Here is a 13,317-nt window from a genome sequence, read left to right on the forward strand (position 1 = left end):
GCAAGGGCATAGTCCCCAAACAAAACATGGCTTTTCAGAATAAGCTCTCTGGTGCGGCGCATGCCGCCAGCCGGCGGCCCGGTTTGGCGGCGTCGATCAGGAACCTGAGCCCGACTGCACAGTTTCTGGCCGTGGGCGTCGTCGGATTTCCCGGCGTCATGGCGATGGGGTCGGTGCTGGTCGGCGATATTCTGCCGGCAGGCGTGCTTGTCGGCGCGGGGTTTTACGGCCTGGCGCTTGCGGTGGCGGTTCTGGCGCTGCGTGCGAGCTACCCGCATCCGGGGATCGGGCTCTGCAACACGGTCACTCTTTTTCGATTGATGTTCGTCTCGGTGCTCCTGGCCGCGCTGATCACCTCAGGCGGCCATCCATGGGCCGTCTTCACACTCGCTTCGCTCGCCCTTTTGCTGGATGGCGTCGATGGCTGGCTGGCCCGGCGCGAGGGCTATGTGTCGGCCTTCGGGGCCCGTTTCGACATGGAGGTCGACTCGGTTCTGGCGCTGGTTCTGGCGCTTCTGGCCTATCAGAGCGGCAGTGTCGGGGCTTATGTGATCCTTCTGGGCCTCCCGCGTTACATCTTCCTCGCGGCGCAGGGTGTCCTGCCATGGCTGGGCGGCGATCTGCCCCGGAGGTTCAGCCGCAAGGTCGTTTGCGTGCTCCAGATCGGGGCGCTGCTTCTGGTGCTGATGCCGGTCATCGGCAGGCCGGTGTCCGACCTGATGGTCTGGGGGGCCGCGGCGGCGGTGGCATGGTCGTTCTGGCGCGACCTGCGCTGGCTCTGGCTGGCACGGCGGTCATGACAATCCCCCATGCCGGTCTGCGCCGGACGCTTCATCTTCTGCTTGCGGCACTTGTCCTGCATCTTGTCCTGATCCAGCCGAACCACCCCGATGCCATGGGCTGGGGCGCGCTGTCTGTGTTTCCGCTGGAACTGCCTGCGATCCTGCTGGCGCTGATCGCCCTCGGGCAAACCCGTGTGTCCGGTCCGCTGCGGGCTGCCCTGACCTTTGTCCTTTGCCTCATCGTTCTTCTGAAGACCGCGGATTTCATAAGCTTCAGCGCGCTGTCGCGGGGCTTCAACCCTGTGGCCGATCTGGCGCTTGTCGATGCGTTCCTGCGGCTTCTGAAGGGCACGTTCGGCGGGCCTGCGGCGCTGGCCGCGATTCTGGGGGCGGCGGCGTCCCTTCTGCTGCTGGCCGCGCTGATATGGTGGGCCACGGGGGTCTGGGCGCGGGTGAATGCGCGCCCGGTTGTCGCCGGTCTCTCCGGCCTGGCCGCGGCCCTGTCCGGCGTGATCGCCGCGGCCGAGATCGGGCAGACCATGGGGCGCTGGACGCTGCTGCCCTTCGATCCGCCCGGAACCGCCTTCACCGCCCGCGTGGGCGTGGAACGGGTCGAGATGGTGCAGACCACATTGTCCGAGCTGCGCAGCTTTCGCGCCGAAGCCGCCCGCGATCCGTTCATCGACGCCCCCGGTCTTTTCGATGCGATCGACCGGGACGTGCTTGTCATCTTCATCGAAAGCTATGGACGAACGAGTTTCGACACGCCGTTTTATGCCGGGCTGCATCGGCAAACGCTGGCCGGGTACGAATCCCGCCTTGCGGGGCGCGGGCTTGCCATGCGGTCGGGCTATCTGACATCGCCCACCCGCGGCGGGCAAAGCTGGCTGGCCCATGCGACCTTCGCCAACGGGCTGTGGGTGGACAACCAGATCCGCTATGGCGCCGCGCTTTCCAGCGGACGCGAGAGCCTGTTTCACCACGCCGCGAACAGCGGGTTCCGGACCGCGACCGTGATGCCGCAAATCACGCTTGACTGGCCAGAGGCGGACCGGATGGGGTTTGAAACGGTTCTGGTCGCGGCCGATCTCGGCTATCGGGGGCTGCCTTTCAACTGGGTGACGATGCCCGATCAGTTCACGCTGGCCGCGCTGGACCGGCTGCTGCGCAGCGGCGATGACACAAGGCGGCTTTTTGCGCAGGTGGCGCTGGTCTCCTCCCATGCGCCATGGGTGCCGGTGCCCGATATCGTTCCCTGGGAAGATATCGGCGACGGGACGATCTTCAACGCGGTGGCGGCGTCGGGCGACCCGCCCGAGGTCGTCTGGCGGGATCGGGAGCGGATCCGGGCGCAATACCGGCTGGCCGTCGACTATTCCCTGCGCGCGGTTCTGGAATATGCCCTGCGCCATGCGACCGAGCCGCCGTTGATGATTATCGTCGGCGATCATCAGGCGGCGGAATTCATTGGTCTGGACGAACGGCCCGATGTGCCGATCCATGTGATCGGACCCGAACCGCTGGTCGCGCGGCTGACCGACGCCGCACCCTATCCCGGGCTGCGGCCCGACGATGACGCGACGGCCATGCCGATGGACCGGATGCGCGACATCCTGCTGAACGCGTATTTCACGCAAACCGATACGGGGGCGGTCAACTGAGCATGCCGCGGCGATTTACCGTTTCCCCCATGCTGATCCGGGCCGCACAGGTCGCGGTTCTCGCCGGTCTTGCCGTGCTGCTTTGGCGGGTGGGCGATGGCTGGCAGGCGCTAGCGATGCTGCGGGCGGCCGATCCCTACTGGCTGGCGGCGGCGGCGCTTGCGCTCACGCTCCAGACGCTCTTGTCGGCACTGCGCTGGCGGTTGACCGCCGCCCGGCTCGGGATCGCGATTTCCCGCAACGACGCGGTGCGCGAATACTACCTGTCGCAGGTCGTGAACCAGTCCTTGCCCGGCGGTGTGCTTGGCGATGCTGGGCGCGCGGTGCGGGCGCGGGGGCAGGCGGGCCTGTTCGTTTCCGGTCAGGCCGTTGTTTTCGAACGGATCGCGGGCCAGATCGGCCTGCTTGCCGTTCTGCTAGCGGGCCTCCTGGCAAGCGTCTTTTTCCCGATCGGCCCCGGCTGGCCAGCCGGCGCGATGGTGCCGATCTGGGGCGTGTTGATCGCTGCGGTATGTCTTTTTGCCGCCATCGCGATCAGTCTGCGTGCCGGGCCCGTGTCGGCGCATGGTCTGCACAGGGTCATGCGCGCCTTCATCCATTCGGTTGCGGCGCGCGATATATGGAAGCAACAGGCGATGCTCAGTCTTGGAACGGCGCTTTGCAATGTCGTGGCCTTTGCCTTTTGCGCCGCGGCTCTTGGTGTGGCGGTGCCTGTTCTGGCGGTGGTAACCATCGTGCCGCTGATCCTTTTCGCCATGGTCCTGCCGCTGTCGATCGGCGGCTGGGGCCTGCGGGAGGGCGCGGCGGCAGTGTTGTTCCCGGTGTTCGGGGCGGCTATGAGTGAAGGGCTTGCGACAAGCGTTGCCTTTGGCCTTGTCCTGCTGGCGACGGTCCTGCCCGGGATGATGCTGACCTGGATGCGACCAAATGCGCCTGTCACCGGGCGGCACTGACCTAAGTAATGTGATGCAATTGAAACGACCGAAATCCAATGGGTTCAAGGGCCTGGATCAGACCATTTTCAGAAAGCGGGGAAATACGATGAAGAAAGCAGCAGGGATTACGCGGCGGCACGTTCTTGGCGCGGGCGGGGCGGTTCTGGGTGCCGGAGCCATGGGTGTTTTCCCGCAGCGCGGGTGGGCGCAGGTTCCGGTCAGCCTCCAGCTCTCCTGGCTGCATTCGACGCAATTCGCCGGCAGCTATATCGCGCTTGAGCGCGGATGGTGGCGCGACGGCGGGCTTGACGTGACGCTGGTGGCGGGCGGGCCAAACGCGCCGGTGGAGCCGCCGGTCGTCTCCGGTGCGGCGCTTGTGGGCATTTCCGCCGCCGATTACACCGCCGCCGCCGTAGAGCAGGGCGCGCCCTTCCGGATCATCGGTGTCGCGATGCAGAAGAACCCGTTCGTCATCGCCTCCCTTGCGGCCAATCCGGTCAACGTTCCGTCGGATATGGAGGGCATGCGGATCGGCATGGCGCTGGCGAACACCCCGGTTCTGGAGGCGCTGTGCAGGCTTAATGACGTGGATATCGATGCCATCGAGGTGGTGCCGACCCAGTATTCGCCGCAGCCGCTGGTCGCGGGCGAGGTGGATTGCCTGCTGTGCTGGGAAACCGACCTGCCGGTGGCGATGACCATTCAGGGTGTGGACAACGTGACGATGCTGATGGCCGATCACGGCTATGCGGTCCATTCCCAGACCTATATCGCGACCGATGACAGTCTTGCCAATCGCCGGGCGGAGATCGTGGCGCTCATGGCCGGTGAAGTGCGTGGCTGGGAGGCCTATCGCGAAGACACCGATGCCGCCGCCGCCCTGACGCTGGAGATGTTCCCGGATGCGGGGCTCGATCCGGAGACCCAACGACTTCAGGCCGCCCGGCAGGTGCCGCTGATGTTCTCGGACCTGACCGACGCGAACGGCTTCGGCTGGTGGACCGACGAGACGGTGGCCGCGAACATCGAGACGCTCGCCCTTCTGGGCCGGACGGTCACGCCCGATCTGTGGGACCGCTCCATCCTGGAAGAGGTGCGCGGCGCCTGAGCGGGCGATGTCGGTTTCCGTCGTCTGCACCGGGCTGGCCAAGACCTTCGGCGGATCGGTCGAGGCGGTCAGCCCCATCGACCTGACATTCGCCTCCGGCCAGACGACCGCGCTGGTCGGCCCGTCGGGATGCGGCAAGTCCACGCTGTTGCGCATGGTGGCAGGGCTGGAAGAACCCACCGCCGGCGAGATCACGATCGATGGGCATCCGCCCGCCGATACCCTGCGGGAGGCGGCATTGTCGGTGGCCTTCCAGGATCCATCGCTTCTGCCATGGCGCAGCGTTCGCCAGAATATCGAGCTGGCCTGCGCCCTTGCGCGACGCCCGAAAAACGCCGCCGATATCGATCAGCTGATCCATCTGGTCGGCCTTGAGGGGTTCGCCGATACGCGCCCGGCCGAGCTGTCGGGCGGCATGCGCCAGCGCGCCGCCATTGCGCGCGCGCTAGTCACCCGGCCAAGACTTCTGTTGCTGGATGAACCCTTCGGCGCAGTGGACGAGCTGACCCGCAAGCAACTGGCCAGCGATCTGCCCGGTATCTGGGAGGCGCGCGGAACCACGACGCTTCTCGTGACCCATTCCGTAACCGAGGCGGTGATGCTTGCGGACCGCATCGTGGTCCTGTCGCCGCGCCCTGCGGATATCGTGGCCGATATCCCGGTCGACCTGCCGCGACCGCGGCGGCAGAGCCTGTCCCGGGAGCCGCAATTCGCCCGGATCGTGGAGAGGGTTTTTGCGGCCCTGTCCCAAGGCATGGCCCGAAACCTGCCGAAAGCGGCACAATGATCATCGCCCGTCCCCTGCGCGCCGACGCGCCGGCGCGAAACGGCCCGCTGCGCGGGCTAAGCCGCCTTCTCCCCGGTCCGCTTCTGGCCCTGCTGCTGTGGGAAGTTCTTGGCCGTGCGCTGGCCGATGCCTTCGTTCTGGCCCCGCCTTCGGCGATCCTTGTCTACCTCTACGAGAACCTCGGGCTCATGAGCCGCGCACTGGCCGTGACCCTGGCCAATGCGGCGGCCGGGTTCGTCATCGGCAACCTTGCGGCCATCGCCCTTGCCGTGCTCGCCAGTGTCTGGCCGCGAAGCGACGGGGTGGTGCGCGGGCTGGCCCTTCTGGTCTTCTGCCTGCCGCTGGTGGCGACGGGGCCGATCCTGCGCGTGGTATTCGGACCCGGGCCCTGGCCGCAGATCGTGCTGGCGGCGCTGGCGGTCTATTACACGACGCTGATCCCCCTTCTGGTCGGGCTCCGGGCCGTGCCGGCGGGGTGGCTCGATCTGGTGCAGAGCTATGGCCGCGGGCGGCTGGCCGCGCTGCTGCACGTGCGGGCGCTGGCGGCGTTGCCCTATCTTGTCGCCGGTTTGCAGATCGCTGCGCCCGCCGCCTTTCTTGGCGCGATGATCGGGGAGTTCACCGGGGCGGAACGGGGCATGGGCGTGCTGACCCTGCGCGCCATGCGGTCCATGAATGTCGACATGACATGGGCGCTGGCCACGGTCGCGACCTTTGTGGCCGTGCTGAGCTATCTGGCCATTGGCTGGCTTGCGAGACGGTTTCTGCATCACGAGCCGCCGGTCATCCTTGCCGCGCCCACCGGGGCGGGGAAGGGGGGCCGGGGGCAGGGCGCCTTGCGCGGCCTGCTGCTGACCGGGGCCGCCGCGCTTCTGCTCTGGTGGGGGGCATTGGCGCTTCTGGACCTCAACCCGTTTTTCGCGAAAGGCCCGTGGGAGGTGTTCTCGGCGCTGGTTCTGGCGCCCGATGCGGCGGCCACGCGCAGCACTCTGGCCGAGGCGCTTGGTCAAACGGCCATATTCCTCGTTCCGGGCTATCTGGCGGGCCTTGCCGCGGGGGCGCTGCTTGCCATGCTCATCGTCCTTGTCCCGCGGATCGCGGGCGTGGCCATGCCGCTGGCCATCGCGCTGCGTTCGGTTCCGATCATCACGACGGCGCCGCTTGTGGTCCTGATCCTCGGGCGCGGCGCGCTCGGCACCGTGGTTCTGGTCGCGATCATGGTCTTCTTTCCGACATTCGTGGCCTGCCTGCACGGTCTGCGCCAGGCCCCCGGGCGGATCATCGACGTGCTTGACAGCTACGCCGCAGGGCCGGTCCAGCAACTGATCCGGGTGCGCATTCCGGCGATGCTTCCGGCCTTCTTCGCGGCGGCCCGGATGAACGTGCCGGCCTCGGTGCTGGCGGTCACGGTCGTGGAATGGCTGGCAACCGGCAACGGCATCGGCAGTCTCATGGCGCTTTCCGCGTCCTTGTCGGATTACGACATGTTGTGGAGTTCTGTGGTTCTCGTCTCGATCCTCTCCGCGCTCGGATATGCGGGGGTCGGTGTCTTGGAAAGGCGGGTATTTCGCGTCTACGCGCCGGAGCAATTGCAATGACCCCGCGCGCCGCCGCCTTCGCGATCCCGGGTGACATCGCCACGGTAACCGGTGGGTACATCTACGAACGGCGTCTGTTGCACGAACTGCGCGCACTGGGCCATGACGTGACGCATCTGCAACTCGGCGCGTCCTTCCCCGAACCCACGCTCGCCGATATGAACCATGCCGTGACATCCCTGCGCTCGCTTAGCCCCGAACGGGCCCTGATCCTTGACGGGCTGGTCTATGGCGCGATCGATACCGCCGGGCTGCAACAGGTGCGCGCGCCGATCGTGGCGATGATCCATCACCCGCTGGCGCTGGAAACCGGTCTCGACCCCGCATTGCGCGACCATCTGTTCCGGACCGAGCGTGCCAATCTGGCGCTCGCGGCGGAGGTTCTGGTGCCAAGCGGCCACACCGCCCATATCCTGACAACGCAATATGCCGTTCCCGCGCAGCGGATCACCATCGCGCAACCGGGAAGCGAGCGGCCGAGCGGCATCCGCGCACCGGTTGATCCGCCGCTGATCCTATCGGTCGGCATCCAGCATCCGCGCAAGGGGCACGATGTTCTTCTGCGCGCGCTGGCGGGGCTTCGGGATCTCCGCTGGCGCGCGGTGATCGTGGGCTCAGCCCATGATGCGGCCTGCGCGGAGGATCTGGCGCGGCTGCTGGATCACCTCGCACTTGCAGACCGGGTGACCCTTGCCGGCCGCATCCCGCAGGCGGATCTCGACGCGCTATTCGCTCAGGCCTCGCTCTTTGCGCTCGCCACCCGCTACGAGGGTTACGGAATGGTGTTCGACGAGGCGCTGGCATGGGGTCTGCCGATCGTGTCCTGCGATACCGGGGCGGTGCCCCACACGGTCCCTTCCGGGGCGGGCCTTCTTGTTCCGCCCGATGCGCCCGACGATTTGGCCGATGCGATTGCCCGCATCCTGACGGACAAGACCCTGCGCGCGGGCATGGAGGCCTGCGCGAAACGTGCGGGCGCGGCGCGGCCCACATGGCAGGACACGGCTCGCATCGCGGGGCAGGTCCTGAACGGGCTGAAACCCCGGAGGTGAGTGGGGCAGGGCGGGCGACAGAGGACATTGCGCGAGTGGAGCGAGCAGGATGAAACCGACAGGGAAGCGCGCCGGGGCGGCGGAAGGTGCCGCCCCCCGATCCCGCGGGATGGCGGCGGCGATCGGGCGGTCGCTGGATATCTATTACCGCGATGCGGCGCGGACGAGCCGGATGGATCGTCTGAACGCGCTTTTCGTGCCCGATGGCGGGCTTGCCTTCGATATCGGCGCGCATGTCGGGGACCGGACGGCAAGCTTTCTGCGATTGGGCGCGCGCGTTGTCGCACTGGAGCCTCAGCCGCAAGTCTTTCGCGCGCTCCGTCTCATTCACGGCCGCCAGCGGCGCGCGGTTCTCGAACAGATGGCCGCAGGGGAGGGGCCCGGCGAGATCGAGATGTTTCTCAACTCCGGCAACCCGACCGTCTCGACCGCCTCGGCCGATCTCGTCGCCGCCGCATCCTCGGCCCCCGCATGGAAAGACGAGGTCTGGGACAGAACGGTCCGCGTGCCGGTCACCACGCTTGATCGGCTCATAGCCCGGCATGGCGTGCCGGATTTCGTCAAGATCGACGTGGAAGGCCACGAACTGATGGTACTGAAGGGCCTTGCTCGGGCGGTCCCGGCGTTGTCGTTCGAAGTGACCACGCTTCAGCGCGACATGGCCTGTGCCTGCATCGACCGGTTGTGCGAACTCGGTCCCTACGAATTCAACATCAGCCTTGGCGAAGACCACCGCCTGCGCCAGTCAAGCTGGACGAACGCCCCGGAGATGTGCGCCGAAATCCTGCGCCTGCCTGCCGCGGCAAATTCTGGAGACATCTACGCCCGGCTGAGAGCGTAGGGGGGAACCGGGTTGACCGGGCATCGGGAATCGGATCGCGTGCATACCGCGGAAAGTGTCGATCCGGCGTTGCACAGCGCGCATGGTTTGCACGAAATCGCGGCATGATGTCCGCGCCATCGCCCCGATTTCAGGCAGACGGAAAACCCGGTCCCGCAGAGCGTCTCGCCCCTGTGACACCTGGGGCAAACACAGGTGATCGTGAGCTGTGCGTTTCATAAGCATCGGCGCGGTTTTGGCGGGCATCGGAGCACTCCGGCGGCAATGTCAGGTTGACGCGGATAGACGAACCATTTTACATTTGGTACGCACCAACGAATGATAGATTCGTTGCAAATCCAAGCGAAGGCCAGTTCCGGTGACCAGCGACGGAGACTTTTCGGACAACACGACGCGTGCGCTGAACCAGATCAGGCGCATGATCGAAAAGGGCAATCTGCCCTCCGATGGCCGACTGCCGACGGAACGCGAACTGTCGGAGAAACTGGGCTGCGGTCGGCGCCAGGTCCGGCGCGCCCTTGAAGTGCTGGAGGCCGAGGGATTGCTGTGGCGGCGGCAGGGCAAGGGCACGTTCGCGGGCCAGCCAAGGCGTCCCGCGACCGAGATGGCGGCCACGATCGCCGACAAGGTCGACACGCTCGGCATCATGGAGGCGCGGATGGGGGTGGAGCCGCAACTGGCGGCCCTTTGCGCCCGCCGCGCCACGGCCGAAGATGTCGACCGGCTGCGCCTTCTGGCCGAACGGGCCCATGGCGCATCGGATTCCGACTACTGGGAGTTATGGGACGGCGCGCTGCACCGTCTGATCGCCCGGATCCCCGACAATCCGATCCTGTCGGCGGCATTCGACCTGCTCGATACGGTGCGGATGGACGAGAACTGGCAACATGACCGGCATCTGGCCCGGACTCTGAAGACCAAAGTCGTCTATCACGAGCAGCACCAGCGGATCATAGACGCGATCGACGCGCGGGATGCGAATGCGGCGCGGGCCGCGATGACCGATCACCTGCAGACACTGACGGATGATCTGCGCCGGTCGATGAGAGAGACGGGCGAAGTGCATTCCTTTGCCACGGAAGCACGGATCACGGACAAAACATCGAAAAGGCGTTTGAAAAAATGACGAGAGGTTAGCCGACGCAAAGCTGACCGCGCCCCGGACCGGAGATGGGACGGGCGCAGGACTTGAACGGGGGACATGACATGGCGGACACGATCACCGAAGCCGATATCGCCGGGGCAGAGCGCCTTCTGGGCCTTGCCTACACCGCGAAAGAGCGGGCGCAGATGGTTGGCAATCTGGATGGCCAGCGCGATCTGATGATCGCGCGCCGGGACCTGAGGCTGGACAATGGCACCCCAATGGCCTGCCGGTTCGACCCGCGCCTGCCGGGCTTTGCGATGCCCCACGGGATCGACGCGCTGCACCCGTCGGAGATCACGGCGCCGCTGCCGTCCGACCCTGAGGATATCGCCTTTGCGCCGCTTACCCATCTGTCGCATTGGGTGCGGAGCGGGCAGATCTCCTCCCGCGCGCTGACCGATCTCTATCTGGCGCGTATCGAGCTTCTGAATCCCAAGCTGGAATGTTTTGCGACCGTCACGCCGGATCTGGCACGCGCGGAGGCGGACGCCATGGATGCGCTTCTGGGCGCGGGCGTCTGGCTGGGGCCGCTGCATGGCATTCCCTACGGTCTGAAGGATCTGTTCGACACCAGGGGCATCACGACAGGCTGGGGGGCGGAGCCGTTTCAGAACCGCGTTCCGGACAGCGACGCCGCGGTTACGACCCGCCTGCGGGCGGCAGGCGCCGTGTTGCTTGGCAAGACGACCGTGGGCGCGCTGGCCTATAACGATCTGTGGTATGGCGGCTGGACGCGCAACCCATGGAACCTCAACGAAGGCTCAAGCGGGTCGAGCGCGGGCTCGGCCTCGGCGACGGCGGGGGGGCTGTGCGGATTTTCCATCGGGACGGAGACGCTTGGCTCGATCACCTCGCCCTCGCAGCGCTGCGGGACGACGGGCCTGCGTCCGACTTTCGGACGGGTCAGCCGGGCAGGGGCCATGGCGCTTTGCTGGTCGCTCGACAAGGTGGGCCCGATCTGCCGGTCGGTGGAGGACACCGCCCTGGTTCTGGCCGCGATCAACGGCGGCGACATGCGCGACCGCGGGTCGATCGCCGCGTCTTTCCAGTTCGATGCGCGGGCGGGGATCGAGGGGATGACGCTTGGCTATCTTCCCGAAGCGTTCGAGGACGGCGCGACCGATGTCGACCGCGCGGCGCTGGCGGCGGCAAAGGATTTGGGGATCACGGTGAAGGAAGTCACCCTTGAGGATCTCCCCTATGCCTCCCTGATGACCGTTGTCTATGCCGAGGCGGCGGCCGCGTTCGAGGCGCTGACGCTGGAGGATACGGATGATACCCTGCGCTGGCAGGACGACGGGGCCTGGCCCAACACGTTCCGCAAGGCGCGCTTCGTCTCGGCGGTGGATCTGGTTCAGACCGACCGGCTGCGCTACCGCGTGATGCAGGCGGTGGGGGAGATGATGAGCGGCGTTGATGCGCTGATCGGACCGTTTTCCACTGGCCCGATGCTGGTCGCGTCGAATTTCACGGGGCATCCATGCGTGCATCTGCGCGCGGGTTTCGAGGATATCGCGAGCCGGTCGATGGCGTCGCTTGGCGCGGGCAAGCTGACCACCGGGGACGCCGCCGGCGAGACGACCTTTACCGTGCCGCAGGGCATTTCGCTCTGGGGGCAGTTGTTTGACGAGGGTCCGCTGCTCAATCTCGGCATGGCGCTGGAGAAGAAACTGGGGGTCGCCGACCGTCGGCCCACCTTCCCGAACTGAGGACGGACGAGCAATAATGACCCGCAGAATGCGGGCATCTCAAGCGTGACAGGGCCGCCGAAGCCGCGGCCACCAAAAAGGAGATGACACGATGAAACGCAGAAGCTTTCTGGCGAGTACCACCGCCGTCTTTGGGGCAACGCTGTTTTCCGGCGCGGCCCCGAGGATCGCCTCGGCGCAGACCGAACCCGTAAGCGGCGGCACCCTGATCTGGGGCCATTCGGAGACCACGCAAAACCTGGATATGCACCAGACCGGCACGGCCTCCACCGGTCGGGTGCTGCAAAACGTACACAACTCCATCGTGACGGTGGATCAGGATCTTAACGTCATTCCCATGCTTGCCGAGAGCTTCGAGCAGAGCGATGACGGGCTCACCTATACGTTCAGGTTGCGGCCGGGCGTGAAGTTCCACAACGGGTCCGAGATGACGTCGGCGGATGTGAAGTACTCCTTCGAGCGCTGCGCGAACCCCGATACCGGCGCCGTGAATTTCGAGGTGTTCAACGCGGTGGAAAGCATCGACACGCCCGATCCGCTGACCGTGGTCGTGACGCTCAACCAGATCAATGCGCCCTTCCTGTCGCGGCTGGCCGAAAACGGCGCGGGCGTCATCATGCCCGAAGGGTCCGGCGACGTGCAGGGCGAAACCCCGATCGGGGCGGGCCCCTTCCGTTTCGTGCGCCGTGAATTCGGCAACGAGGTGGAACTTGAGCGGTTCGACGATTACTGGGACGGGCCGGCCTATCTGGAGCGGGTCATCGCCCGCGAAATCCCCGAGCCGACGGTGCGCCTGACAGGGCTGCGCACGGGCGAGTTGCACATGATCAACGACATCCCCGCCGACCGGATCGGAGAGATCGAGGATGCCGGCGAGTTGCAGGTGGTCAAGTGGTTCCCGCTGAACTGGGACTTCGTCAACCTGAATCACACGTTCGAGCCGTTTCAGGATGCGCGCGTCCGCCGTGCCTTCGACATGATCATCGACAAGGAGGTGTTGCTGGAAGGCGCGCTTTGGGGGCAGGGTGCGGTGACCGCCTCGCCCAGCTATCCCACATCGGCAAGCTTCAATGCCGATCTCGTCCAGCGGCCGCAGGACATCGAGGGCGCCCGCGCTCTGTTGGAGGAGGCGGGCTATCCGCCCGGCAGCCTCGACATCGTGTTCAAGGCCACGACGAACTACCCCTACCATATCGAAAGTGCGCAGATCCTGGTGGAGTGGTTCCGGATGGCCGGGGTCAACCTGACGATCGAGCAGCTGACCTGGGCCGACTGGCTGTCCCAATGCTGGGTCGATCGGGATTTCCAGATGACGATGATGAACTTCTTCACGCTGTGGGAGCCAGATTTCCTTTATTACAGCCTGTTCAACACCGTCGGCGCGTTCAACTATCGCAGCGTCAGCGACCCCGAGATCGACGCCCTGACGGAAGAGGCGCGCATCACCGTCGATCCGGCGGAGCGGGCCGAGATCTACAAGGCGGTGCAGCAGCGGCTCTTCGACGAAGCGCATGACATCATGCTGTGGTTCCGCAACGGCAGCATCGGCGCGCAGCCGTCCGTGGGCGGACTGGACACGATCGTGCATCCCAACGGGTCCAACCTGAACTTCCACAAGGTCTGGCTGAACGCCTGATCCAACCCGCCCGGGCGGCGGCAACGTCGCCCGGGTCTTTCGCTAGAACACCCGGGGTGCC

The 13,317-nt window shown here is 66.1% G+C and carries 11 protein-coding genes; all 11 read left to right on the forward strand.

Features of this window, described 5'->3' with window-relative positions:
• Positions 1 to 26 precede the first annotated feature (26 nt).
• Entirely contained in the window at positions 27 to 800 is a 774-nt protein-coding gene (locus tag ACQ651_RS05630; RefSeq protein ID WP_430448689.1) for a CDP-alcohol phosphatidyltransferase family protein, read from the forward strand.
• A complete protein-coding gene (locus tag ACQ651_RS05635) occupies positions 749 to 2,443 on the forward strand; it encodes a sulfatase (RefSeq protein WP_430448690.1) in 1,695 nt (564 codons plus the stop codon). Before ACQ651_RS05630 ends, ACQ651_RS05635 begins: the two co-directional genes overlap by 52 nt.
• A 2-nt stretch (positions 2,444 to 2,445) precedes the next feature.
• Positions 2,446 to 3,396, forward strand: a complete 951-nt coding sequence (locus ACQ651_RS05640; protein ID WP_430448691.1) for a lysylphosphatidylglycerol synthase transmembrane domain-containing protein — start codon at positions 2,446 to 2,448, stop codon at positions 3,394 to 3,396.
• 88 nt (positions 3,397 to 3,484) lie between these two features.
• On the forward strand, positions 3,485 to 4,486 hold the full coding sequence (locus ACQ651_RS05645; RefSeq protein ID WP_430448692.1) for an ABC transporter substrate-binding protein: 1,002 nt from the start codon (positions 3,485 to 3,487) through the stop codon (positions 4,484 to 4,486).
• 7 nt (positions 4,487 to 4,493) lie between these two features.
• On the forward strand, positions 4,494 to 5,273 hold the full coding sequence (locus ACQ651_RS05650; RefSeq protein ID WP_430448693.1) for an ABC transporter ATP-binding protein: 780 nt from the start codon (positions 4,494 to 4,496) through the stop codon (positions 5,271 to 5,273).
• A complete protein-coding gene (locus tag ACQ651_RS05655) occupies positions 5,270 to 6,871 on the forward strand; it encodes an ABC transporter permease (RefSeq protein ID WP_430448694.1) in 1,602 nt (533 codons plus the stop codon). Before ACQ651_RS05650 ends, ACQ651_RS05655 begins: the two co-directional genes overlap by 4 nt.
• Positions 6,868 to 7,923: a glycosyltransferase family 4 protein gene (locus ACQ651_RS05660; RefSeq protein ID WP_430448695.1), complete on the forward strand. Its 1,056-nt coding sequence runs from the start codon at positions 6,868 to 6,870 to the stop codon at positions 7,921 to 7,923. The genes ACQ651_RS05655 and ACQ651_RS05660 overlap by 4 nt, the downstream gene beginning before the upstream one ends.
• A 49-nt stretch (positions 7,924 to 7,972) precedes the next feature.
• Complete coding sequence (locus ACQ651_RS05665; protein WP_430448696.1) at positions 7,973 to 8,764, forward strand: FkbM family methyltransferase; 792 nt, start codon at positions 7,973 to 7,975, stop codon at positions 8,762 to 8,764.
• Positions 8,765 to 9,122: 358 nt separating this feature from the next.
• Positions 9,123 to 9,890, forward strand: a complete 768-nt coding sequence (locus ACQ651_RS05670) for a FadR/GntR family transcriptional regulator (protein WP_430448697.1) — start codon at positions 9,123 to 9,125, stop codon at positions 9,888 to 9,890.
• A gap of 80 nt (positions 9,891 to 9,970) precedes the next feature.
• Positions 9,971 to 11,620, forward strand: coding sequence for an amidase (locus tag ACQ651_RS05675; RefSeq protein ID WP_430448698.1), 1,650 nt, complete (start codon positions 9,971 to 9,973; stop codon positions 11,618 to 11,620).
• Between the two features lie 91 nt (positions 11,621 to 11,711).
• Positions 11,712 to 13,256, forward strand: a complete 1,545-nt coding sequence (locus ACQ651_RS05680) for an ABC transporter substrate-binding protein (protein ID WP_430448699.1) — start codon at positions 11,712 to 11,714, stop codon at positions 13,254 to 13,256.
• Positions 13,257 to 13,317 lie beyond the last annotated feature (61 nt).

Origin of the sequence: Rhodophyticola sp., from assembly GCF_965284195.1 — a bacterium.
Classification (GTDB): Bacteria; Pseudomonadota; Alphaproteobacteria; order Rhodobacterales; family Rhodobacteraceae; genus Rhodophyticola.